This is a genomic window from Allokutzneria albata (genome assembly GCF_900103775.1).
GTDB classification, from domain to species: Bacteria; Actinomycetota; Actinomycetes; order Mycobacteriales; family Pseudonocardiaceae; genus Allokutzneria; species Allokutzneria albata.
Window position 1 is genome coordinate 3924810 of the sequence record NZ_LT629701.1, and the last position, 22873, is coordinate 3947682.

Annotated in this window: 23 protein-coding genes and 1 pseudogene; 11 read left to right on the top strand and 13 right to left on the bottom strand. The window is 68.3% G+C overall.

What is annotated here, in order from left to right:
• Positions 1-9: 9 nt before the first annotated feature.
• Together BLT28_RS17310 and BLT28_RS17315 are read right to left on the bottom strand one after the other, a co-directional pair.
• On the bottom strand, positions 10-1776 hold the full coding sequence (locus tag BLT28_RS17310) for a nickel-dependent hydrogenase large subunit (RefSeq protein WP_030429640.1): 1767 nt from the start codon (positions 1774-1776) through the stop codon (positions 10-12).
• 19 nt (positions 1777-1795) lie between these two features.
• The gene (locus BLT28_RS17315; RefSeq protein ID WP_052407333.1) at positions 1796-2872 is read right to left on the bottom strand and encodes an NADH-quinone oxidoreductase subunit B family protein; all 1077 of its coding nucleotides are present in this window, start codon (positions 2870-2872) and stop codon (positions 1796-1798) included.
• A gap of 304 nt (positions 2873-3176) precedes the next feature.
• On the opposite strand from BLT28_RS17315, the gene BLT28_RS17320 reads away from it, so the two are divergent.
• The 11 genes from BLT28_RS17320 (at position 3177) to hypB (ending at position 10844) form a co-directional block, all read left to right on the top strand.
• On the top strand, positions 3177-3743 hold the full coding sequence (locus BLT28_RS17320) for a helix-turn-helix domain-containing protein (protein ID WP_043811554.1): 567 nt from the start codon (positions 3177-3179) through the stop codon (positions 3741-3743).
• A 255-nt stretch (positions 3744-3998) separates the two neighbouring features.
• A complete protein-coding gene (locus BLT28_RS17325; RefSeq protein WP_030429643.1) occupies positions 3999-4598 on the top strand; it encodes a D-sedoheptulose-7-phosphate isomerase in 600 nt (199 codons plus the stop codon).
• A 2-nt stretch (positions 4599-4600) separates the two neighbouring features.
• Entirely contained in the window at positions 4601-4822 is a 222-nt protein-coding gene (locus BLT28_RS17330) for a HypC/HybG/HupF family hydrogenase formation chaperone (protein WP_030429644.1), read from the top strand.
• 98 nt (positions 4823-4920) lie between these two features.
• The gene (locus tag BLT28_RS17335) at positions 4921-5520 is read left to right on the top strand and encodes a D-sedoheptulose-7-phosphate isomerase (RefSeq protein ID WP_081900329.1); all 600 of its coding nucleotides are present in this window, start codon (positions 4921-4923) and stop codon (positions 5518-5520) included.
• Complete coding sequence (locus BLT28_RS17340) at positions 5517-6791, top strand: hypothetical protein (protein WP_030429646.1); 1275 nt, start codon at positions 5517-5519, stop codon at positions 6789-6791. Before BLT28_RS17335 ends, BLT28_RS17340 begins: the two co-directional genes overlap by 4 nt.
• Positions 6788-7291, top strand: coding sequence for a hydrogenase maturation protease (locus BLT28_RS17345; RefSeq protein WP_052407334.1), 504 nt, complete (start codon positions 6788-6790; stop codon positions 7289-7291). The genes BLT28_RS17340 and BLT28_RS17345 overlap by 4 nt, the downstream gene beginning before the upstream one ends.
• On the top strand, positions 7269-7541 hold the full coding sequence (locus BLT28_RS17350) for a HypC/HybG/HupF family hydrogenase formation chaperone (RefSeq protein ID WP_030429648.1): 273 nt from the start codon (positions 7269-7271) through the stop codon (positions 7539-7541). Before BLT28_RS17345 ends, BLT28_RS17350 begins: the two co-directional genes overlap by 23 nt.
• 12 nt (positions 7542-7553) lie before the next feature.
• Positions 7554-8681, top strand: coding sequence for a hydrogenase formation protein HypD (gene hypD / locus BLT28_RS17355; protein ID WP_030429649.1), 1128 nt, complete (start codon positions 7554-7556; stop codon positions 8679-8681).
• On the top strand, positions 8678-9757 hold the full coding sequence (gene hypE, locus BLT28_RS17360; RefSeq protein WP_052407335.1) for a hydrogenase expression/formation protein HypE: 1080 nt from the start codon (positions 8678-8680) through the stop codon (positions 9755-9757). Before hypD ends, hypE begins: the two co-directional genes overlap by 4 nt.
• A gap of 11 nt (positions 9758-9768) precedes the next feature.
• On the top strand, positions 9769-10149 hold the full coding sequence (gene hypA, locus BLT28_RS17365; protein ID WP_030429651.1) for a hydrogenase maturation nickel metallochaperone HypA: 381 nt from the start codon (positions 9769-9771) through the stop codon (positions 10147-10149).
• Positions 10104-10844, top strand: coding sequence for a hydrogenase nickel incorporation protein HypB (gene hypB, locus BLT28_RS17370; RefSeq protein WP_030429652.1), 741 nt, complete (start codon positions 10104-10106; stop codon positions 10842-10844). The genes hypA and hypB overlap by 46 nt, the downstream gene beginning before the upstream one ends.
• Before the next feature lie 7 nt (positions 10845-10851).
• On the opposite strand, the gene BLT28_RS17375 is transcribed toward hypB, so the two are convergent.
• From BLT28_RS17375 to BLT28_RS17420, 11 genes and pseudogenes are all read right to left on the bottom strand, one after another.
• On the bottom strand, positions 10852-11835 hold the full coding sequence (locus BLT28_RS17375; protein WP_052407358.1) for an MEDS domain-containing protein: 984 nt from the start codon (positions 11833-11835) through the stop codon (positions 10852-10854).
• A gap of 468 nt (positions 11836-12303) precedes the next feature.
• Positions 12304-14022, bottom strand: a complete 1719-nt coding sequence (locus BLT28_RS17380; protein ID WP_030429654.1) for a choline/carnitine O-acyltransferase — start codon at positions 14020-14022, stop codon at positions 12304-12306.
• The gene (locus BLT28_RS17385) at positions 14019-14837 is read right to left on the bottom strand and encodes a class I SAM-dependent methyltransferase (protein WP_043811558.1); all 819 of its coding nucleotides are present in this window, start codon (positions 14835-14837) and stop codon (positions 14019-14021) included. Before BLT28_RS17385 ends, BLT28_RS17380 begins: the two co-directional genes overlap by 4 nt.
• A 10-nt stretch (positions 14838-14847) precedes the next feature.
• Positions 14848-15660: a HalD/BesD family halogenase gene (locus BLT28_RS17390; protein WP_052407359.1), complete on the bottom strand. Its 813-nt coding sequence runs from the start codon at positions 15658-15660 to the stop codon at positions 14848-14850.
• Positions 15661-15863: 203 nt separating this feature from the next.
• Entirely contained in the window at positions 15864-17453 is a 1590-nt protein-coding gene (locus BLT28_RS40210; RefSeq protein WP_043811562.1) for a hypothetical protein, read from the bottom strand.
• 64 nt (positions 17454-17517) lie between these two features.
• Entirely contained in the window at positions 17518-18453 is a 936-nt protein-coding gene (locus tag BLT28_RS17405) for an alpha/beta fold hydrolase (protein WP_231950812.1), read from the bottom strand.
• 111 nt (positions 18454-18564) lie between these two features.
• Positions 18565-18975, bottom strand: a complete 411-nt coding sequence (locus BLT28_RS17410) for a hypothetical protein (RefSeq protein WP_083383757.1) — start codon at positions 18973-18975, stop codon at positions 18565-18567.
• Between the two features lie 561 nt (positions 18976-19536).
• Positions 19537-19611, bottom strand: a pseudogene (locus BLT28_RS42700) (NUDIX hydrolase); the annotation flags it as partial.
• 221 nt (positions 19612-19832) lie between these two features.
• The gene (locus tag BLT28_RS17415) at positions 19833-20378 is read right to left on the bottom strand and encodes a GNAT family N-acetyltransferase (RefSeq protein WP_030429659.1); all 546 of its coding nucleotides are present in this window, start codon (positions 20376-20378) and stop codon (positions 19833-19835) included.
• Positions 20379-20869: 491 nt separating this feature from the next.
• The gene (locus BLT28_RS40220) at positions 20870-21031 is read right to left on the bottom strand and encodes a transcriptional regulator (RefSeq protein WP_156050944.1); all 162 of its coding nucleotides are present in this window, start codon (positions 21029-21031) and stop codon (positions 20870-20872) included.
• Positions 21032-21278: 247 nt separating this feature from the next.
• Positions 21279-22862, bottom strand: coding sequence for a hypothetical protein (locus BLT28_RS17420; protein ID WP_162184840.1), 1584 nt, complete (start codon positions 22860-22862; stop codon positions 21279-21281).
• Positions 22863-22873: the final 11 nt, after the last annotated feature.

Sequence of the window (22873 nt, forward strand, 5' to 3'; positions counted from 1 at the left end):
CGGTGTGGTTCAGTGCTCACCGTTGAACGCATGGGGGGTGTGGATCCTGGTCACCGTCTTCCCCGCGCCGATGGACATGTGAACGCCGCAGGGCATGCAGGGGTCGAAGCTGCGCACCGCCCGCATGATGTCGATGCCCTTGAAGTTCTCCTTGCTGTTCTCCTCGAAGATCGGCGTGTTTTGCACCGCGTCCTCGAACGGGCCCGGCGTGCCGTGGTGGTCGCGCACGCTGGCGTTCCACGGCGTCGGCGGGTAGGGCTGGTAGTTGGCGATCTTGCCGCCCTTGATCACCATGTGGTGCGAGAGCCCGCCGCGCACCGCCTCGGTGAACCCGCAGCTGAACGCCTCTTCAGGAACGCCGAACTCGGTCCAGGTCTTGGTGAGCCCACCGCGGACGTCGGCGAGCGCCCGCTCCGCGAAGTGCAGCGCGACGGCGGCCGCGTACGCCTGGAAGTAGGTGCGGGCCCGGTTGCGCTCGATGGCGTTGCTCCACTGCGGGATCTTCCACTCGAACACCACTTCGGGCTTGGTCATCGTGCGCGGCAGGGTGATCCGCACGCTGTGCCCGGTGGCCCTGACGGTGTCGATGTCCACCAGCCCGGCCAACGCGGTCGTCCACAGCCGCGCGAGCGGGCCGCCGCCGGTGTCCAGCGGCAGGAAGTCCTTGCCGTCGAACCACCTCGGCGACATCGTCCAGGAGTACTTGCCGTCGAAGTCGCGTTTGGCGGGCCTGGGGATGGTGTGCTGGTTCCACGGGTGCCTGCGGTCCACCGGGTTGCCCAGCGGGTCCCGCGTCACGAACATCTCCTGGTCCTCCCAGTCCTCGTAGAAGGAGGAACCGAGCAGGATCCGCATGCCGAGGTTGATCTCGACCAGGCTCGTGGTGACCAGCTCGCCGTCGACCACCACCCCGGGGGTGATGAACATCCTGCGTCCCCAGGACTCCATGTTCTGGTAGGTGAAGTCGCAGTGCTCCGGGTCGTTCAGGCCGCCCCAGCACCCCAGCAGCACCCGCCGCCTGCCGACCTCCTCGTACCCGGGCAGGGCCTGGTAGAAGAAGTCGAACAGGTCGTCGTGCATGGGCACGACCCGTTTCATGAACTCCACGTACCGCATCAGCCGGCTGAGGTAGTCGGTGAAGAGCTGGATCGTGGCGACCGTGCCGACCCCGCCGGGGTAGAGCGTCGAGGGGTGCACGTGGCGCCCCTCCATGAGGCAGAACATCTCCCTGGCGTACCGGGAGACCTGCAGCGCCTCGCGGTAGAACTCGCCCTCCAGCGGGTTGAGCGAGCGCATGATGTCGCCGATGGTGCGGTAGCCGTGGTCGCCCGCGTGCGGCGCCTCGGTGCGGTTGGCCAGGTCCAGGACGCCGGGGTTGGTCGCGCGCACCATCTTCTCGCAGTAGTCCACCCCGACCAGGTTCTCCTGGAAGATGTTGTGGTCGAACATGAACTCGGCGGCCTCGCCGAGGTTGATGATCCACTCGCCGAGGCGCGGCGGTCGCACGCCGTAGGCCATGTTCTGCGCGTAGACCGAGCAGGTGGCGTGGTTGTCGCCGCAGATCCCGCAGATCCTGCTGGTGATGAAGTGCGCGTCGCGCGGGTCCTTGCCCTTCAGGAAGACGCTGTAGCCGCGGAAGATCGACGAGGTGCTGTGGCACTCCACCACGCGCCGCTGCGCCCAGTCGATCTTCGTGTAGATGCCGAGGCTGCCCACGATCCGGGTGATCGGGTCCCACGCCATCTCGAGGAGGCCGGTGTCCTTGGCGGTGCTCATCGTGACGACTCTCCGTACTTCACCAGGTGGTCGGGTAACCGGCGTCGGACCGGGCGCCCCGGCTGATCCCCGGGGGTCGCGAGTCCGCGGCCTGGGTCCTGATCTCGCGCAGGATGCGGATCACCGAGCCGGTCACGGTGCTCGCCGCGACGGGCGCGTTGCCGCCCGCCGGGTTCTCCATGAAGGGCATGAACTTGTCGGGGAAGCCCGGCATGGTGCACGCGATGCAGATGCCGCCGACGTTCGGGCACCCGCCGACGCCGTTGAGCCAGCCGCGCTTGGGCACGTTGCACTTGACCACCTGGCCCCAGCAGCCCAGTTTGACCAGGCACTTGGGGGAACCGTGGTGCTCGGCGAACTCGTCCTGCTCGTAGTACCCGGCCCGGTCGCACCCCTCGTGGACGGTGGTCTCGAACAACCACCTCGGGCGCAGGGCCTCGTCGAGGTCGATCATGGGTGCCCGGCCGACGGCCTGGTAGAGCAGGTACAGGATGGTCTCCGAGAGGTTGTCGGGCTGCACCGGGCAGCCGGGCACGCACACGATGGGGATGCCGGCCCTGGACGTCCAGTCCCAGCCGAGGTAGTCGGGCACGCCCATGGCGCCGGTGGGGTTGCCCGCCATGGCGTGCACGCCGCCGTAGCCCGCGCAGGTGCCGACGGCCAGCAGGGCCATGGCCTTGGGCGCCAGCCGGTCGAGCCATTCGCTGGTGGTGATGGGCTGGCCGGTGGCCGGATCGGTGCCGAAGCCGCACCAGTAGCCCTCTTCCTTGATCGTCTCGTCGGGCACCGAGCCCTCGACCACCAGGATGAAGGGGTCCAGTTCGCCGCGGTCGGCCTTGTGCCACCACCCGATGAAGCTGTCCTGGCCCCCGTCGGGGCCGCACTCGGCGTCGAGCAGCGGCCAGTGCATGGCGACCCTGGGCAACCCGGGAAGGCCGCCGAGGACGATCTCCTCGATGCTGGGCTGGGTCGCCGCGGTCAACGCGACCGAGTCCCCGTCGCACCCCAGCCCGCCGTTCATCCACAGGATGTGCACCGGGGATTCGGGATCGCCCAGGCCGACCGGCGGGCCGTCGGGTTGCTCGGCCTCGGTCATCTCCGAACACCTTCCCGCGGCTGCTCCAGCCGCACGTGAAATGAGCGGTTCACCACCGGTGGACGATGCGCAAGAACCACTGACAAAATGTCTTGAAGACGCAAGAACTTCAGTGAATTCTCACTTCGGTACAGTTCAGGCGGCGCAACGCTAGACCTCTCCGGCCGCGGAGGCAAGACTGGACTGCCAGAGGGCTGGACAATGGTGACTTATTACCTGACCGGACAGAACTGTCCTCCGCGCCACTGTCAATGAAAAGTCGGCCGGCCAGCTAGGCTCGAGTCCACCGGAAAGGGCGGTTGAAGTGCCTGAGTCGATCGTCCGGCACTACGGCGAATCGATCGAGATACTCCCGGTCGCCGTGCGCACGAAGGTCTTCACGGCCCGGCCGTCCGCCGTTCCGGAGATCCAGGACTACGTCCGCGGGTGCCTGTCGGACTCACCGCTGTCGGAGTCGGACAACCGCGAGGTGAACAGGACGATCCTGCGCGTCCTGCTGTCGGCGGCGGGCCCGGCCGGGAAGGTCCAGGTCTCGTGCCGGAGGTATCCCGACCGGGTCGAGCTCGACCTGCTCCCCTCGACGTCAGAGCACCCCGGCCCGGCCGAGGGGCGGCCGGATGCCCGGATCCCGCCCCCGCCGGCCGCGCCCCCGTCCGCGGAGAACCCGCCTGCCGGGCCCCATGCCGTGTCGAGCTTCGCCGAGTGGATGGCGGAGGCGTTGCGCAGGGAGGGGATCACCCAGGGGACCGCGGCGCGGGAACTGGGCGTGTCGGTGAAGACGGTGAGCCGCTGGGTCAGCGGGGAGACCGAGCCCCGCCTGCGCGAACTGCGCAGGATTCAGGAGCGATTCGGGGACGTGCAGTTCCGCTGACCGGCCCATGCCTGTTCAGTGCGATCGGGTGACAAAGCCGAGAAAGTAATGCACCAGTCAACAACTCGAACGGACGGGCGAACCCGGACGCCAGGGCCGGGCCGAAAGTGATCGACACGATCCCGGCGCGGGCGGACAGAAATCGCCACAGGTGGACAGAAATGTCCACTTGCGCCGTGAGACGGGTTTGACGTAGACAAACTGACCTCAGCGGAATCCGCTCCCGACACAGCAGAAGAAGGGTTCGTGACGACGATCGTGCTTTCCGGCGGTTCCGATCTTGTCGATGAATTGTCACATTGTCGTACCCGGCCCTTGGCCGACCTCGCCCTGCAGGCCGAGGACGTGGCGCGCACCTGCCGCTCGATGGCCGAGCGGTTCCACCGCGGCGGCAAGCTCGTCGTCTTCGGCAACGGTGGGCCGAGCACGGACGCCCAGCACGTGGCGGTGGAGTTCGTCCACCCGGTCATCGTCGGCAAGCGCGCCCTGCCCGCCCTCTCGCTGACCTCCGACGTCGCCACGCTCACCGGCATCGCGAACCGCTGCGGGTACACCGAGACCTTCGCTCAGCAGATCCGTTGCCTGACCGAGCCCGCCGACATCGTCATGGGCCTGTCCGCCGACGGGCAGTGCCGCAACGTCCTGCGCGGGCTCGAAGTGGCCAAGGAGCTCGGCTTGCTCACGGTGGCACTGGTCGGCGGTTCCGGCGGGGCGATCTCCGCGAGCCGGGCTGCCGACCACCTCCTGGCGGTCCGCTCCGCCGATCCGCTCGTGGTCAAGGAGGTCCACGTCACGATGTACCACCTGCTGTGGGAGCTGGTGCACGTCTTCCTCGAACGACCGGACATGGGGTGATCGTGGACGTGCCGGAATGCCCCGACGAGGTCTGCGTGACCTGTTCGGACGTGGCCACGCCGGCCACCGTGCTGCGCCTTCTCGACGACGACATGGCGGTCGTGCGCGCCGGTGCCGACGACGAACAGGAGGTCAGCGTCGCGCTGGTGACCGCCGAGGTCGGTGACACCGTGCTGACGCACGCGGGCGAAGCCATCGCCGTACTCCCCGGCGGTGCCGGGTGAAGGGTGCGAGCGATTCGTCGGCACCGGGCGAGGACGTCCGGTCGCTGTACCCTTTCCTGTACCACGGCACGTCCGGAAGCCCCACCGCGGCCGCCCTGATGGCACAGGTTCGTGAGTCCACTGTGGACAAGGTGTGCGCGGCCATCCGGTTGCGCGAAGAGGTCTTCGAGCGCGACCGGCGGCGGCTGGTGGACTGCGCCGAGGCGATGGCCGAGCGGTTCGCGCACGGGGGCAGGCTGCTGGCCTTCGGCAACGGCGGCAGCTCCACCGACGCGCAGGACCTGGCCAGCCTGTTCCTCAGCCCGGCAGGCGAGGCGCGGCCGCTGCCCGCCTTCGGGCTGACCAACGACATCGCCGTGATCACCGCGCTGAGCAACGACATCGGGTTCAACGCGGTGTTCTCCCGGCAGGTAGCCGCTTTCGGGCGCGGGGGCGACATCGCGGTCGGGCTGTCGACCAGCGGGAACTCGGCCAACCTGGTGCCCGCCTTCGAGGAGGCGAGCCGTCGTGGCCTGCTCACCGTCGGCTTCGCCGGCGACGACGGGGGCAGGATGGCCGAGCTGGAGAGCATCGACCACCTGTTCGTCGTGCCGTCGTCTTCGGTGCACCGGATCCAGGAAGCGCAGACCACGCTCTACCACGTGCTGTGGGCGCTCACCCTCACCGCGCTGGACGGCGAGCGCCCGGTGAAGCGATGACGGGTGCGATGGACGAGGCCAGGGCGGTCGCCGACGCCGTCCTCCACGAGGGCTACCTGCTCTACCCCTACCGCGCGTCCGCCGCCAAGAACCAGGTGCGCTGGCAGTGGGGTGTGCTGATGCCACCGTCGTTCACCGACACGGGCGAGCACCCGGACTCGCGGGCAGAGCTGCTCCTGGTACCGCGTGGTCGCGCGACGCTGCACGTGCGGCTGCGGTTCCTGCAACTCCAGTCGCGAGTGGTGGAGCTCCCCAGCGGCACGGGCTACGGACCGGTGCCATCGGTGACCGTCGCGGGCGTCGACCACACGACGTGGGACGAGGCGGTGGAGCGCGAGATCGACGCGGTGTTCCGCGTGGCAGACCTCGCCCGCGGCGGCACCCGCATCCCGTTCGGGGTCGACGGCGGCCGGGAGGTCGACCCGATTCCCGGGGGACGCGGTGCCCGGTTGGTGCGCGAGCGATGGCCGTTGCGCGGCGAACTGCGCGTGGGCACCACCGCGCTGCGGGGACCGTACGGCGCGGTGCGCCTGCGGGTGTGTGTGCGGAACACCGCGTGGTGGGTGCACCCGGGCGCGGGCAGGAACCATGCGCTGAGGCACGCGCTGATCGCGACGCACACGCTGCTCGCGGTGTCGGCAGGTGGCTTCCTGTCCCTGCTCGCCCCACCCGAGTGGGCCTCGGCCGCGGCGGCGGAATGCCGCAACGAGCGGACCTGGCCGGTGCTGGTGGGGGAACCGGGCAGGCACGACACGGTGCTCTGCGCTCCGATCATCCTCTACGACTACCCGTCGGTCGCCGAGCAGAGCCCGGGCGAGACGTTCGACTGCACGGAGATCGACGAGCTCCTCGCGCTGCGCACGATGACGTTGACCGACGAGGAGAAGAGGCAGGCGCGGGCCACCGACCGCAAAGCTGCCGACCTGCTCGACCGGGTGGACAACCTGCCGCCGGAGTCGCTGGAGCGGTTGCACGCCACGATGCGCCACCTGGATGCGGTGTCCGGGGACCGGCCGCCGGAAGCCGAGAGCGTGCTGGTCAACGGGGTAGCGGTGACCACGGGATCCAGGGTGCGGCTTCGGCCCGTCCGCAGAGCCGACGCCTCGGACATGTTCCTGGCCGGGCGCACCGCTGTGGTGCGGAAGGTGCTGCGCGACATCGACGGCGGCCGGCACCTCGCGGTGACCCTGGAGGACGACCCCGGGGCGGACCTGCGCGCCGAGTGCGGGCAGTACCGCTACTTCGGCGCGGAGGAGGTCGATCCGCTGTGACCGCACGGGTGCTGGTCGCCGGTATCGGCAACGTCTTCCTCGGCGACGACGGCTTCGGCGTCGAGGTCGTCCACCGTCTGTCCGATGTGGAGCTGCCGCGGTGGGTGCGGGTGGTCGACTACGGCGTCCGGGGCATGCACCTGGCGTACGACCTGGCCGCCACCGGCTACGAATTGACGATCATGGTTGACGCGACCGCGCGGGGCGACGAGGCGGGCACCGTCTACGTGGTCGAACTGGACACCGCGCCGAGCGCGCGGCGACCGAGCCTGGACGCGCACGGCATGCAGCCCGACGTCGTGCTGGACCTGGTGGGTCTGCTCGGGGGCGAGCCGCGCCGGGTGCTGCTGGTCGGCTGCGAGCCCGCGGTGCTCGACCACCGGATGGGACTGAGCCCGGCGGTCGAGCGGGCCGTCGGCACCGCGGTGCGCGCCGTGGCCGATCTCGTCGCGGACCACGCGAGTGAGGGGGACCGACATGTGCCTCGGCATACCGGGTGAGGTCGTGGAGATCCTCGCCGGCAGCCCCGACCTGGCCAAGGTCGACGTGAGCGGGGTGCGGCGGGCGATCAACATCGGCCTGCTGGCCGAGGAGGACGTGCGCCCGGGCGACTGGGTGCTCATCCACGTCGGCTTCGCGCTCTCCAAGATCGACGAGTCCGAGGCGCGGGCGGCGCTGGAGTTCCTCGAAGACATCGGCAGGGCCTACCAGGACGAGATCGCCGCCCTGCGCGATTCCCACATCGACTAGAAGGTGCGCGAGATGCGTTTCGTCGACGAGTACCGCGACGCCGGCAAGGCCAAGGCGTTGTCGGCCAGGATCGCCGAGCTGTGCGAGCCGGGCCGCGAGTACAAGTTCATGGAGGTGTGCGGCGGGCACACGCACACCATCTACAAGCACGGCATCGAGGACTACCTGCCCGAGAACATCACCCTGGTGCACGGTCCCGGGTGCCCGGTGTGCGTGATCCCGATGGGGCGCGTCGACGACGCGATCCACATCGCCCGCAGGCCCGGGGTGCTGATGACCTCCTTCGGCGACATGATGCGGGTGCCGGGCAGCGGCGGGAACTTCTTCGACTCCAACGCCGAGGGCACCTCCATCCGGATGGTCTACTCGCCGCTGGACGCGCTCAAGCTCGCGCGGCAGCAGCCGGACCGGCAGGTCGTGTTCATGGCTATCGGGTTCGAGACCACCGCCCCGTCCACCGCGGTGACCGTGCTGCGGGCCGCCAAGGAGGGCATCCGCAACTTCTCGGTCTTCTGCAACCACGTCACGATCATCCCGGCGATCAAGGCCATCCTGGACTCCCCGGACCAGCGGCTGGACGGCTTCATCGGACCGGGGCACGTGTCCACCGTGATCGGCTGCGGACCGTACGAGTTCATCGCGCGGGACTACGGAAAACCGGTCGTCGTGGCCGGGTTCGAACCGCTGGACGTCCTGCAGTCGATCCACCTGCTGATGCTCCAGCTCGCGCAGGGGCGTTCGGAGGTCGAGAACCAGTACTCCCGAGTGGTGCCGTGGCAGGGGAACCCGGCCGCGCTGCAGGCGATCGGGCAGGTGATGGAGCTGCGCCCGTACTTCGAATGGCGCGGCCTCGGTTTCATCTCCTACTCCGCGCTGCGGATGGGGACGGGCTACGCCGACTTCGACGCCGAACGCCGCTTCGAGCTGCCGGGCGTGCGGGTGGCCGACCCGAAGTCCTGCCAGTGCGGCGAGGTGCTCAAGGGGGTGCTCAAACCCTGGGAGTGCAAGGTGTTCGGCACCGCGTGCACGCCGGAGACCCCGATCGGCACCTGCATGGTCTCCCCGGAGGGGGCCTGCGCCGCCTACTACAACTTCGGCCGGTTCAGCCGCGACCGGGTGCGGCGGGCGAGCGCCCGGTGAAGCCCTCCGATCGGGAGCAGCGCGTGCTCGACCGGGTCGAGCGGATCCGCGGGCGGCGGCCGGTGGTCCGGGAGAAGCTGATCACGCTCGCGCACGGCGCGGGCGGCAAGGCCACCCAGACGCTGATCGAGGCGATCTTCCTGGAGGCGTTCCGCAACCCGTTGCTCGAACCGCTCGGGGACGCGGCCGAACTGGCCGTCGGCACCTCACGGCTGGCGCTGACCACCGACTCGTTCGTGGTCACCCCGCTGTTCTTCCCCGGCGGCGACATCGGCGACCTCGCGGTCAACGGCACGGTCAACGACCTCGCCGTGGCCGGCGCCCGGCCGCTGTACCTGGCCGCGGGTTTCATCCTGGAGGAAGGCTTCCCGGTCGCCGACCTGACCAGGATCGCCGGATCGATGAGGGAGGCCGCCGACGCGGCAGGCGTGCGGGTGGTGACCGGCGACACGAAGGTCGTGCAGCGCGGCAAGGGCGACGGCTGCTACATCAACATCACCGGGGTCGGCGTGATCGAGCACCAGGCGCGGCTCGACCTCGCCGCCGTGCGGCCGGGGGACGCGGTGATCGTCTCCGGGCCGATCGGCGAACACGGCGTCACCATCATGCTGGCCCGCGGCGATCTGGACATCGAGGCCGATCTGGTCTCCGACACCGCCCCGGTGCACGGCCTGGTGGCCGAACTGCTGGGCAGCACCGACGGGGTGCGAGCGATGCGCGATGCCACTCGTGGCGGCGTCGCGACGATCCTGAACGAGGCGGCCAGGGCCGCGAAGGTGGCCGTTGTGGTCGACGAGGACGCGATCCCGGTGCGGCCGGAGGTGCGCGGCGCCGCGGAACTGCTCGGCATCGACCCCCTGTACGTGGCGTGCGAGGGACGCTTTGTGTCCTTTGTAGACGGTGCGGAGGCCGACCGGGCGCTGGCGGCCCTGCGCAGGCACCCGCTCGGCGCGCAGTCCGCGGTGATCGGCAGGATCGCGGCCGATCCACCCGGGCTGGTCCTGCTCAACACCGCGTTCGGCGGCACCAGGATCTGCGATCTGCTGGTCGGTGACCCGTTGCCGCGGATCTGTTGAGGCGCAACGGAATGCACGAGCTGTCCATCACGCAGTCGATCGTCGAGGCGATCGTGGAACGGATGGGCGGCACCAGGATCAGCGCCGTGCGGCTGGAGATCGGCAAGCTGTCCGGTGTGCTGGTCGACTCCGTGCGGTTCTGCTTCGACCTGGTGGCGGAGGGGACCACGGTGCAGGGTGCCCGCCTGGTGATCGACGAACCCGCCGGTGGCGCGCGCTGCCGCGACTGCACCGAGGAGTTCGACGTCGAAGACCCGATCGTGCTGTGCCCGGCGTGCGGCAGTGCCGACGCCGAGGTGCTCTCCGGCCGGGAACTGCGGATCAAGTCTGTGGAGGTGAGTTCGGCATGTGCGCCACCTGCGGGTGCTCCGACGACGCCGGAGTACGGGTGATCGGCCCGTCCGACGGGCACGAGCACGCCGAGCCGGACCGGACGGTGCTGTTGGAACAGCGGCTGCTGGCCCACAACGACCAGCTCGCGCGACGCAACCGGAGCTGGTTCACCGAGCAGGGCATCCTCGCGGTGAACCTGATGAGCTCACCGGGGTCGGGCAAGACCACCGTCCTGGAGCGCACGATCCACGACCTGAGCGCGGAACTGGCCGTGTCGGTGGTCGAAGGTGATCAGGCGACCGTGTTCGACGCCGAACGGATCCGCGCCACCGGCTGCCAGGTGGTCCAGGTGAACACCGGCGCGGGTTGCCACCTCGACGCCGACATGCTCGCCAGGGCGTTGCGCGCTCTCGAACCACCCGCGCGGTCGGTGGTGTTCGTGGAGAACGTCGGCAACCTGGTGTGCCCGGCGCTGTTCGACCTCGGCGAGCAGCGCCGCGCGGTGATCACGTCGGTCACCGAGGGAGCGGACAAACCCCTGAAGTACCCGCACATGTTCGCCAGCGCGGACGTGGTGCTGCTCAACAAGATCGACCTGTTGCCGCACCTGGACTTCGACACGGACACCTTTGTCCGGTGCCTTGGCAAGGTCAACCCGAGGGCCCGGGTGCTCCAGCTGTCCGCCACGCACGGCATCGGGGTCGGCACGTGGCGGGCGCTGTTGCGCGAGTGGGTGGCGAGGCTGCAGGGCTAGCGGAAGCTCAGGCGCCGAACGCCAGACGGCTGCTCTCGCCGTGGCGGATCTCCTCGGCACGCCGTCCCGGCATGGCCAGCTCGATGGTGCACCCCGAGGCGTCGGAGCTGACGTCCAGCCACTCGCAGATCTGGTTGGTCAACCACAGGCCGTCGCCAGGCCGCTCACTCAGACCCGGGGGCCGGTAGCCGAGGAACGGGTGGACGGTGTCGAGCGGCTGTTCGCTGTGCAGCGTGCACACCACGCGGCCGGCCGCGGACCGCACCCACACCACCGCTCGGTCGATGCCCTGGTTGACCAGGTAGGTGATCGCCTCGCCCACGGCGATGCCGAACATCGCCACGGCGTCCTCGGAAACCAGCAGTGCGGCTGCCGTCTCCAGCACGTAACGCCGGGTGGCGGTCAGGTCGCCCTCGAAGCGGAACAGGCCGGTGGCTCCCCTCAGCGGCCGCGGGGACGTGCGGGGCCTCGCGAGCTCCTCCGGTGCCACGAAGTGCGCCGAGGGCTCAGCCCGGTGTCCCACCACGCACTCGGGATGGGTGCGACGGGCGTTCTCGATGATGTCCTCGCCCACGCCCCTGGTGTCGTACGGGCAGATCATCCGGATCCCGGTGTCGGCGAGCACCACGTTGAACGCGGCCTCCATGTGCTTCCACGAGGCCACTTCGCGGCGGGACCGGCCTGCCCAGACCGGCTCGGCGAGAATGCGCACCGCGCCGGTCGGCGTGGTCGGCTGGTTGCGTTCCCAGTAGCGGTGGATCGCGGTGGTCCGCTGCGGTGGCCGGCGGCCGAAGTAGGCCGACTCGGCATAGTCGATCTTGCCGGCCTCGGTGCCCATCACGTCGTGCAGCAGCTCCAGGTTCGCCGACGTCGTGGTGACCAGCACCGGTTCCCCCCTGTGCAGTCCGTCACGCACGAACGGCACGGCCATTGCGAGGAACTCCGCATCGCTGCCGTAGATGCAGCACTGGTGCAGAAAGTCCGGCTTCATCGCACCTCCCATGGGTCGTACGGACACGCGCCCGGCCGGCCGTTCGTCCGGCAGTTCGCGGGAAAGCTACCCGCACTGATCACACGATCACATTTCTACAGGTATTTATGAAGGTCGACCGGAGACCGCCTTGAGGACGAGCCCTATGGCGCCGGGCTATCAACCCCTATGGCGCCGGGCTATCAACGTGGACGTCCCACCGGTTCGTTCTCCAGCTTGTCGCCGGAGTCTACCTAGCCATGACCTGGGCACAACTCCCATTTCTGACCATTACGGAGAGGCTCGGGCCACCTGCGGTCTGACGCTTCTGTCCACCCGGGACATTTCTGTCCAACCCCTTATCCGACAATCAGGGGAATAGGGTGACAATTTGCCCGGCGCGCTATCTTCGCCTGCTGTCCGGAGCACGTGCCGAACAAGCGGCGGAAATTCGATCCGCCGCTTGTCGCCGCTCAAGGAAAGGGTCGGTCAGGCGGTCAGCAGGTCCACCTGCTCGCGCAGCGCGGTGTTCAGCGCGTCGGCGAACGCGTGCATCTGGTCCGCGACCGGCTTCGGCGTGCTCAGGTAGACGTTGAAGCGATCGGGCAGCAGCACGTACGCGACGCCGATGCACTTGCTGCTGGTCGAGCCGAACCCGAAGTACTGGATGTGCTGCGAAGGGGCCGAACTGGTGCTCAGGTAGTCCTCACGCATGATCAGCCAGCCCGGCGACTCGTACAGCGCGATCGGCTCGGTACAGCCACGGCGCTTGTGGATCAGCTGCAGCTCCCACAGGTGCTGCTCCGGCGCCTGCCCGGCCTGGCACTGCTTCGCGCGGGCCACGTGCTTGCCCGCCGCCTCCAGCAACGCCGCGCGACGAGTCTCCGCGTCACCGTCCTCCATCGCCGCCACGTACCGCAGCATCTCCGGCGTGACCACGCGCATCGCCTCGGTGCGACCGTTCTGGTACTGCCGCGTGGCGATCGATTCGTACGTGGTACCGGTCATTCCCTTGCTGCGCCGGTGTGCGAGCTGATAGGCCGCCTGGACGAACCCGTCCGGCGAGACGCCCAGCCGCTTGATCCGGCTGGTGCCGATGTCGTTGAAGGACAACAAGGTCGTGGCAGTCGCGGCGGCGTAGTCCGCAAACGCCTTGCCAGCGGCCACCACGTCATCGCGCAGCGCGTCATCCAGCACGAACTCCACCGGCTCCACAACCGGAGTTCCTTGTGCCACAGCGCTTTCAGTGCCCGTCGTGGTCAGCAGCGCGTCGACGAAGGCGAGGATCGTCGTGCCGTCGAGCAGGCAGTGCTCCACGTTGATCCCGGCCCGCCCGTCCGCGAAGACGATCAGCGACACCGCCTTGTCGAACCACCGGTTCGCGCTGTCACCGTGCAACAAGGCGTCGCACGCCGCGAGCGTGTCGTCCGGAGCGTCCGACTCCAAGGACAGGCAGAACAACGCCGACTCGATGACCTCCAGCGCCTCCGCGTTGCCGAGACCGAGCAACCGCGCCCGGCTGGCCGCCCACTCCGCCCTGGCCTTCGTGGTGAGGTGACCGACCGGAACCTCCTCCGCGCCACCGGTCTCCAGCACCGCGCGCAGCCCGGCCGCGAGCTCGTCCAGCGTGTGCGGCTTGCCCTCCGCGCCGAGCACGTCCATCCGGAACATCTGCCCGCGATGGAACACCACGATGTGCTTCGCCGACGAGGCCGTGCGCACCGTGTCCTGCTCGACGCCCGGAATCCTGGTGGTGGAGAACAGGTAGCGGTGCTGCTCCATCGACTGCGGCTGCCCGCGGAGCACCACCGGCGGGATGCTCTCGGTGTCCAGCGCCGCCTTGTACTCCAGCGCCGAGGCGATCAGCCCGGCAGCACGATCCACCTGGCCCAGCTCGGAATCCTTGAACAGGAAGAAGAAGTTGGCGTTGAGCGCGATCCGGTCCCGCCGCCCGAGGTACCGCGACGGCCAGAACGTGTCCAGCCAGCTGCGCACCCCCGGGCTGTCGTCGTAGCGCACCAGCTCCGCCTGCAGGCCGCGCACCGTGTCCGAGGCCAGGAACTCCGTCACCGCCTGCTCTGTCTCGGCCAACTCCTCCGCCGAGAGCAGCGGCGCGCACCACTCCAGGAACAGCTCACAGCTTTCTTCCAGGGTGGGCAGGGGTACCCGCGGAAGCTTGTCCTCGTTCTCGAAGGTCGTCACAGTCATCCTTGTCCCGTGGCCGAGGTGAGGTCGACGATCGTCCGGGCCGACGTGGTCGGCCGGCACAGGTGCAGCTGAGCGTAGAGCCAGCCGGTGTCCTCCAGCCCGCGTGGATCGACACCGACCGTGCGCAGCGTATCCAGGACCTGATCTTGCTCCTCGACCGAGACGAACCGCCGCTGCCGGAACACCCCGTCCGCCCGCACCGTGTCGTATCCCAGCTCCCGCAAGGCCTCCTCGACCGGCTCGAACGGCACCATCCGCAGCACGAAGTGGGCCATCAACGGCTCGCTGACCTCAGCGACCTTGGCGATCGTGCTCGCGCCCACGTAGCCGATGCAGCCCGTGGAGATCACCAGGTCCGTCCCCGCCAGCTGCTCCCGCTGCTCCTCCGTGAGGTCCTTGTTCTCCAGGTCCGCGCACACCGCGTCATCCAGGAACCCCGCCGCCAACGCGTAGTCCAACGCGGGCCGCGAACTGTCCAGCCCCACGATCCAGGCATTTCCCTGTTTCTTGCTCAGCCGGCGATCGCGTTCCGCCAGGGCGCTCGTCGACAGGTCCGCCACCGCGGGATCGGTGTACCTCTCGTACAGCTCCTCCATCGACGCGCCGTGGTTCAGCAACGCCGCGTTGATCCCGTACGAGCACCCGATGTCCACCACCCGCGGCCGCTCGTGCTGCCCGATCAGGTCCGCGAAGTACGGCTGCGCCAACTGCGGGATGTTGTACTCGAGCCCGCGCAGTGTCGTGAAGTACGCCCGCGGGTCCGGCTGCGTGTAGATGTGGTCGAGGGTGACTTTCCCCGTGGCGTCGAATGCCATGTGTCCTCCCTCAGTCCAGCAGCTGGTCGCTTCGCACTGCCGCGGTCCGGTGCTCCGGCAGCACCCGGCCGAACAACTGCCTCGTGCGCTCCACGCTGCCGATCACCCCAGGCCGCTCGCTGTAGGCGAAAATCGCCGAGTGCCGGGCTCGTCCGCCCTCCACCCGCGTCACCCGGTGCAACGCGTACCGCCCCTTGAACAGCTGCAGATCCCCCGGTTTGAGCGCCAGGCGCCGCACCAGGTCCGGCCGCGCCCCGGTCAGCACCCCCGCCACGTCATCGAAGTTCTCCGACTCCGGCGTCCGGATGTTCGGGCAGTACTCGAAGATCCCGCCCTCCTCCGGCTCCTGCGTCAGCATGCTCACCGTGTACTCGTTCGTGTCGAAGTGCCACGGGTGCGCAAGGCCCGGCTCGATCACGTTCAGGCACAACCCCGACAACGGGTCCGCCAGCTCGTGCACCTCCGGCAACTCGAAACACGCCGCCACGAACCGCTGGAACACCTCGCTCGTGTACAGCTTCTCGATCACGAAGTCCGCCGGGATGTGGTCGCGCGCCACGAACGCGTTGCCCTTCTCCATCGCGATACGCCCCGGATGCCCTTCCGGTAACGGCGTGTCCACCGCGATGTTGTACGCGTTCACCACTTCGACCCGGTTGTACGCGCGCCCCGCGATCCCCGCGCACTCCCTCTGCAGCGCCTCCGGCTCCCGCACGAAGCCTTCGAGCACGCAACACCCGTCCCGCGCCAACTCCCGCCGCGCGTGCTCCACCACTTCGCGCCACGCAGCGCTCCCCGGCTCCGCCAACGGGTAGCGCCCCATGTCCACGACCGCTTCGTGCTCGCCCACGCGCAATCCCCTTCACTTCTGGAAAGTGATCACCAAGTGAACTAGCACAACCCGCACGCACGCCCCCGCCCCTGTGACCCGCACCACCGCATTCCGGAACGATCCAGTACCCCTGACTAGCCCATACGGTGACACTTCCTAGCGCTCCCCACCTCGGAGCCGCTAAGGAAGCGCCGTCAGATCGGCAGTGCGCCGTAACGCGGCCGATCTCGCAGCGCGCGGGGCACGGCGAGCACGCCGGTACCCGTGACACGCATGTCCGGACCAAAGGCTTCGGGACTCACCGACAGCCGCCAGGCCACCTTCGAAACCGTGAACTCCCAGTCGAGCCACGGCTGCCACACCTCGGCCTTCTCGGGTTCCTCGACCTCCTCCTCCCGGGAAGCAGGCGGCACCGGCGCCGGGGGCGGTTGCTTCCCGGAGGTCCCGCGCTCCGCGAGCCACGCGCGGAGATCCCCGAGAAGCGCTTCGGTGTCGGCATCCGGATCACCGGGCGGCCCGATGAGCACCTCCTCCCCCGGCAGATCGAAGTAGCCCGGCGCGTAGAAGCAGTACCGGGCGATCTCGCCGTTCTCGCAGACGATCCAGCCGCTCCGGTCGTCGTAGCCGTCGAAGCACTGCGCGTACCACTGTGCGGCGCCGAACCGCCGACTGAGCTTCTCGCACCGGGCCATGGCATCGGCCCCGCGGGCCTGGCGGTCGGAGAGCAGGCCGCCACCCCCGTCCAGAGCCGGGTAGTCGGCGAACACCAGGGTCCAGCCCTCCAGCGCGGGGCTGACGTAGACCTGCTCGAACGTCATACCGATCTCGCCGTGGACCGTGCGGTTGACGGGCCGCCAGCCGTCGATCACGCTCCACCACGCCTGCCCCATGCGCATCGTGGCCGGAACGGGGTCGCAGAGATCGAACGCCTCGAGCACCGCGGCCTGGTCGGTCGTGGGCACGGCGAACCACTCCGCGAACACGTCGTCCCGCTCGGCGAGCGGTGCGGGAGTCTCGCCGCGTTGCCGGATCCGGATGAACCGGGTCAGCAACTCGCGGTCGGCCGGATCCAGCTCGTGCCATCCGATTTCCGCCAACACCGCCAACGCCCCGCGCCGCGACGGTGTCCGGGATCGGCACACCGCCCGCAGAACGCCCACCACGCCGGAACCGAGCAGGGCCAACTCCCGAACGGCACGCCGCCGTACCCACTCGGACCGGCTGCCCAGCAACGCGACCAGCGCCGACACCCGCCAGCACCGCGCCACCGACACCTCGCCCCGCGGCTCCGGCCCGGTCATCCCCAGTTCGCAGGAAAAACAGCGCACAGTCGCGCCGTCACCGGCCTGCTCGTTGGTGAAGCGCGGCAGGTCACCGGCGGCAATGCCGAATGCCGCGGCGAGCCAGTCACTCACCCCCTCGCGCGCCTTCTCAGCCAGGCGGTCCACCATGTAGTGGGATTCCTCCCCGGGCACCAGCAGGATGAACAACTCCGCGCACAGCTCCCGGGCAGCCACGGCGGCGCTGTCATCCTCCAGAACATCCAGCAGCGCCTCAGCGTGATCGATCTCCGCGCCCGGCAGGATCGACCAATACAGGTCCGCAACACGCTCCCGGGCCTCCGGATCCGAGCCCAGCAGCACTGCATCCAGCTCTTTCCGGGGATCGGCCGTCTCGTCCAGCCACTCCGAATACCTGAGCTGGAACTTCTTCCGCACTTTCCAGCGGATTTCCGGATCCGACGAAGTCAGCATCGCGCGAAGCTCAGCGAACACCTTTCCCATGGCCCGGCACCCTACAAGGCACTCCCGACAGGACCTGCTTTTTTAGTGCAATGACGAATCCGGCTCAAACGCACACCGAAGCGAGATGCGCGAGGAGCAGCGCGGACGTCGCCTCGGGAGCCTCTTCGGGGATGTTGTGCCCGATCCCCGCGAGATTCTCCAGCCGGTACGGCCCGGTGACCCAGTTCTTGGTCGCTTCCACCCCCGACGGCGCGACCATGAGGTCTTTCGTGCTCGCGATGAAAAGCGTCGGCACAGCGACCCGCTTCTCATGGCCCTGGAAATCATTGGCCCGGTACCAGTTCAGCACCGCGGTCAGGGCACCCGGCTGGGAAAGCCGCCGGAAGTACTCCGCGGCCTTCTCCGGTGGAACGCCCGGCAGCTTGGGCGGCCCCGAAGCGAGGATCGAGTTCTCCGGAATCGGAGCGGGCTGCCGGAAGAACTGCATGTACTTGGACGCCTCCTGCTGCGCGGGATCGGTCCGCAACGCCTCGGCGAAAGCACCGAGATGCGGCACGGAGACAGCGGTCAACGACCGCACGCGACGCGAGTACTCCGCCGCCGCGATCCAGGCGACCGCAGCACCCCAGTCATGCCCGACCAGGTCGAACCTGTGCCAGCCAAGAGCATCGGCCATCGCCCGAACGTCCCTGACCGCGTGATCCAGCCGGTAGTTCTCGATCCCGATGGGCCGCACGCCCGGCGAGTAGCCCCGCTGGTCAGGCGCCACCGCCCGGTAACCGGCAGCGGCGAGCGCGCGCAACTGGTGCTCCCACTCGATGCCGAGTTCGGGAAAACCATGCAACAGCAGCACTTTCCGGCCACTTCGCGGCCCCGCGGCGACCGCGTCGAAGGTGCCGGCCGGCGTGCGGATACGCAACGGCGCGATCTCCGGCCGCACAGCCGCATGCGCCGGACTCGCGATGCCGAGAGACGCCACACCGACGGCAGCCGTGGCACCGATTCTGAGGAAATCACGACGAGAGGGAGAGATCGACATGCCTCCAGCCTGTCGGCCCACCGGGACGAAGACCATCGGGCGCACCGCCGTCGTCCCACTGGGGCTAACCCCAACAACAGCGCATGACCGTTGCGGGACGCGGCATTCCGGTCACTTCACGGCGGCCACTGCAACGCGTGACGCGCTGGGGCATTCGCGGCAGGGCGGGCCGGACGGCTCCGCCGTCGACAGCGGTGCGACGACGTGCCCGCACAGCGCGGCGTGGTTGCCGATCCCCTGCCCCTGGTGGAAGGCCGCGTCGCTGACCCGGTGCTCGCGGCGGTCCCGGCGGCGTCGCGATTCGGGGAGTTGACGCCGCCGGGTCGACCGGATACCCGTGCGCGGTCCGGGGGTGAGGATGCGGGCCGGGTCGTAGAGCTTCTTGGCGCGCACGACGTCGTCCCAGGTGTCGCCGTAGTGCTCGCGCCACTCGTCCGGGCCGTACCGCTGACCGCCGATCGGGTAGGTCTTGCCGCCCAGCCCGCGCACCTTGTCCATCCAGACCTTGTTGCGCTCCAGCATCTTCGCGACGAAGTCGGGGGCGGGGGTCGATCGGCGAGGCGTTGAGCACGTCGAACAGCCAAACCCCGCCGTCGACTGGTGCGTCGCCACAAGGACCGCGGAGGCGGTGGAGACCCGCTCTCACCGCGCCCACCTACGTACTGCACGTATGCCTTCCCGCCCAGATCGCGATGGGCGACCGGTGGGACACCACCTGGACCGGCGAGGCCGGCGCATGGTGGCGGTCCCGCATCGGCCAACCCGAGGACGCGGCACGGCTGCTCGGCGGCTGCGCGGGCCTCCAAGAACGGCACGGCGTCGGACTCGGCGGCCTCGTCGCCTTCCAACGGCAACGCAAGCTGGCCGAACGGCGCATCGTCGCCGCCATCGGCGAAACGGCCTTCCGCGCCGCCTACACCGACGGAACAGAACTCACCACCGAAGAGGTCAACGGGCTCAGCAACGGGCAGATCGCAAACTCCACCTCATCAACCGCGCCCAGCTCGCCGCCTGGTACCTCGGCCGCTCCGACAACGACCCGTCCGCATAACCTTCACCGCACGCCGATCCGAGGCTGTGCCGTGACCCGAGAAGTTGTTGCCGTTGAGCCAAATCCGGGACGCGGCTGAGCGGAACCCACTCGACACGACCGGCTTCCATGCGGTGACACTTCCTAGCGCTCCGCTTCCCTGCAGCGCTGAAGAGGCTTCGCCCAGCGAAGCTCCTTCGGCCATCGCCGCGTTGGGCCGGCCGAGCCGGGGTTCTCAGTGGAGTTCAAGCTAGCTGTGCGAGCACGGCGCTGTCGCAGGAGTGGCGCGTTGTCCTTCGAGATACGACACGAGGCTCCCCGTTGCCACCGTCGACTGTGCACAGCCACGTCACGGTGCCGCCGCGTAACAGTGCAGGGTTACCACCTGAGACGGGCTCCATCGTTGATCGACCGTGGCCATCAACTCCCAGCCCAGCCGCTCGTACAGGGCTGCCGCCGCGGTGTCGGAGGCCACGACATCGAGCACCGGATGCAAACCGCGACGCCGCGCTTCCCCCACGGCCTGGCTGATCAGAAGCGCGCCGATGCCATGCCCCCTGGCCTGCGGGGCAACGAACAGCCGGCTGACCACCGCGGTCAGATCGACACTCGTCCCGCTCCGCTCACTCCACAGGCCGGGGGCCAGATCTCCTTCTCCGCTGCGGGACAAGCTGACATGACCAACAAGACGCCCGTCGAGCTCAGCGACCCACGCCTGCAACAAGGAACCCTGCGACAACCACTCGGCAGGCCGGTCAGGCCAGTTCACCGGATAACCGTCACCGTGGTGGACCTCCGCGAGCAGCTCCACACACTTCTCGACGTCGACATCATTCCTCCGCCGGACCCGGCGGCCTGACCTCTCCGCCGCGGTCCCGGCGCTCTCGATGTCCACGCCGGCATGGAAACACGGATCACACGTCACGACCAGCCACTTCAGCGAGCCACGCTCCTGGCGCGGTGAGTCCCGGCGCCGCGAGGACCGATCGTCCTGCTCGACAGCGAGCCGAACCGTGGCGGACCGCGGTCACGACGACCTGCCGTACCGGGGCGGCCGCTACGCCGACTTCCGGAACGCCTCGGCCGCCCGGTGACCGGGGTGGTGATGCCCGGCTTCACGCACTTCTCCTGGTCGGGCAGGATCCACCGGGAAACCTTGATCCAGATTGGTGATCACGCACGCTAGGTCGACCCCGTGAAATCCCACTGAAAGGGAATTCTTCGACACAACGGCGCTCCTCGCGACGAACCGGAAGCATCGCCAGGCGGCCAGGACGCGGTTAGTCCGAGTCCCGGGCGGCGTTGTCTGCAGCGCCCGAACATGCCGGCCAACCGGACGCACCCCGTGAAAGTGGCACGCGCCCTTGCCCACGGCAGGTTGCCGACTTAGCCCTTGCGCACCTCAACCAACTCAGCAGCCCGCAACATCGCCATCTGCTTGGACAGCACCGAGTCGCTGAACTCGACGGCGTCGCGAGCGAAGGCGAACTCGCGCCACTCCGCCGCGGCGAGCAGCAGGTTTCCATGCCTACACAGCCAGTCGGACATGTTCGATGGGGTGGATCTCCTTGTGCTTTCCGAGAAAGCTCATCCAGCCGATCTTGTGGGCAGTGGTCCAGAGCGCTCGACAGCGTCACCGCTGGCGTGCGGTGGCGGGATGGTTCGGACCTCGTCGAACAGAGCGTCTGCTGGGCTGCCAAGGACGCTTGCAGGCAGTGTTCTGTCTGAAGAGCTTTGCCGGTGGCCTGAGCCGCCACGCCCGCAGGAGCGGGCGTGGCGACTCGGGAGCACGCGGCTACTTGACTCGTGTCAGTTGCCATCGCTGACCGAGGTTGTTCCTCGCACACTTTCTGGTGGCGACGTTGTGGACCCCGTTCGTGGTGGTCGCTTCCGCACACAGGTTGTTCATGTCACGAAGCCGGAAGTAGAGGTTATTGGTGTCGTACTCGATTCGCCACCACCCGAATTTGCTTCCGCAGTCATCCAAGGCGTGAACGCGGAGCTTGGGGATCTCCAGAGAGAGGGGCTCCCAGTGCAAGCAATACCCCTTGTTGGGGGTATTGCTTTTGGCCAGGCGCCACACGTTGTCGAAGTAGTGCTTCAGAGTCCAGGTGTCCTTGGCATCCCTGATCAGCGCTACGTCACTGAACTCGGGGTTCGTCAGCACCTTCCACTCCTTGTCCACCTGCTTACTGATCTTCAGCTCGGTGCCCGTGCCCCAGGAACGAAGTGGGGGTGGTGTGACTTGGGGGTCGGAGATGTGGCTGTCGTCGACCCACAGGTTCTCCTCGCACAACGCCGCGGGGTTCTCCGGGCAAGCGCCGTTGACCTTGTCGAGCTTGATGACTTGGGTGAACAGCTGACCGGTTGCCTTGTGCTCGGCGCCACTGAGGGTGAAACAGGTGCCGCGGGCGACCTTGCCGATCGGTGTGAAGACGGGCAGTCCCGCCGTGGTGGTCTTCCGAAAGACCTGTGCGTTGTCGGTGTTGACGGCGTTCCTGCACGAGTCGACCGGCTGGCGGTCCACTGGGTACTCACCGACCAGGCCGAAACCCTTGGCCCTCGGGACGGTCACGGTGGAGAACTGTGCCGTGCGGTAGCAACCCTTCTGCGGTACAGGAAACCACCGGGCGACCGCGCCGAACTCGTCGCCCGCGAAAAACGGGGAGCCCTTCTCAGGTGCCCACATGACTCGCCACGGTCGTTGCTGAACGACGTAGACGTCACGGTAGATCCCGTAGGAGTATTCCTGAACGTCTGTTTGAGAAACGTTCGTCACCGAGGCGGATTCCCCCTTGCTGACGGTCACCTCCTTGGAGTAGGAGAACCCGCCGGTGGCCGTGATCGCCTCGACCAGGCCCACGCCCCCGAGGGAGAGACCCGCGCTGTACTCCCACTTCTGCGTGACCGATCGGTCGGAACTCACCTCTTTTGTCACATTCGGCCGCACCGTCTCCACAGGCCCGACCGGATCGAACTCACGCTCCTCGCGAAGGTGAACCCTTTTGGTGGTATGAGCGTCGGCGGCGAAGTAGTCCCAGTCCTCCTTGGGCCATTTGGAGTTCGACACCACCCCGAAGCAGGACTTGTTGTCGGTGAGGCCGGGCAGGTGGTAGATCATGCTGAACAGGCCGACGCGGGACAGGTTTCTGTCGGTGAAGCCATCGAAGACCAGTACACCCCCGCGCCGGTCGCCGGGCTGATGCCAAGCCGCTCTCGGCTCCTCATCGGCCACCGCGGTCACTGCCGTCCACGACACGGCACTGCCGAATACCAAAGCACAGGTCATACCAAGCATGGCTATTCGAGATCTGGACACCGACACCGACCCCCTGATCACCAGATGGGTTAACGAACGGAATATGAAGAAGTTTTTCATGCACATTACGC

Excerpts from the sequence above, each read along its gene's own strand:
- hypA (WP_030429651.1), top strand. The coding sequence starts at position 9,769 with ATGCACGAGCTGTCCATCACGCAGTCGATCGTCGAGGCGATCGTGGAA.
- hypD (WP_030429649.1), top strand. The coding sequence starts at position 7,554 with ATGCGTTTCGTCGACGAGTACCGCGACGCCGGCAAGGCCAAGGCGTTG.
- BLT28_RS17335 (WP_081900329.1), top strand. The coding sequence starts at position 4,921 with ATGGCACAGGTTCGTGAGTCCACTGTGGACAAGGTGTGCGCGGCCATC.
- BLT28_RS17315 (WP_052407333.1), bottom strand. The coding sequence starts at position 2,872 with ATGACCGAGGCCGAGCAACCCGACGGCCCGCCGGTCGGCCTGGGCGAT.
- BLT28_RS17310 (WP_030429640.1), bottom strand. The coding sequence starts at position 1,776 with ATGAGCACCGCCAAGGACACCGGCCTCCTCGAGATGGCGTGGGACCCG.
- BLT28_RS17405 (WP_231950812.1), bottom strand. The coding sequence starts at position 18,453 with ATGTCGATCTCTCCCTCTCGTCGTGATTTCCTCAGAATCGGTGCCACG.
- BLT28_RS17350 (WP_030429648.1), top strand. The coding sequence starts at position 7,269 with ATGTGCCTCGGCATACCGGGTGAGGTCGTGGAGATCCTCGCCGGCAGC.
- BLT28_RS17385 (WP_043811558.1), bottom strand. The coding sequence starts at position 14,837 with ATGGCATTCGACGCCACGGGGAAAGTCACCCTCGACCACATCTACACG.
- BLT28_RS17420 (WP_162184840.1), bottom strand. The coding sequence starts at position 22,862 with ATGAAAAACTTCTTCATATTCCGTTCGTTAACCCATCTGGTGATCAGG.
- BLT28_RS17340 (WP_030429646.1), top strand. The coding sequence starts at position 5,517 with ATGACGGGTGCGATGGACGAGGCCAGGGCGGTCGCCGACGCCGTCCTC.
- BLT28_RS17390 (WP_052407359.1), bottom strand. The coding sequence starts at position 15,660 with ATGGGGCGCTACCCGTTGGCGGAGCCGGGGAGCGCTGCGTGGCGCGAA.
- BLT28_RS40220 (WP_156050944.1), bottom strand. The coding sequence starts at position 21,031 with ATGTCCGACTGGCTGTGTAGGCATGGAAACCTGCTGCTCGCCGCGGCG.
- hypB (WP_030429652.1), top strand. The coding sequence starts at position 10,104 with ATGTGCGCCACCTGCGGGTGCTCCGACGACGCCGGAGTACGGGTGATC.
- BLT28_RS17410 (WP_083383757.1), bottom strand. The coding sequence starts at position 18,975 with ATGCTGGAGCGCAACAAGGTCTGGATGGACAAGGTGCGCGGGCTGGGC.
- BLT28_RS17375 (WP_052407358.1), bottom strand. The coding sequence starts at position 11,835 with ATGAAGCCGGACTTTCTGCACCAGTGCTGCATCTACGGCAGCGATGCG.
- BLT28_RS40210 (WP_043811562.1), bottom strand. The coding sequence starts at position 17,453 with ATGGGAAAGGTGTTCGCTGAGCTTCGCGCGATGCTGACTTCGTCGGAT.
- BLT28_RS17380 (WP_030429654.1), bottom strand. The coding sequence starts at position 14,022 with ATGACTGTGACGACCTTCGAGAACGAGGACAAGCTTCCGCGGGTACCC.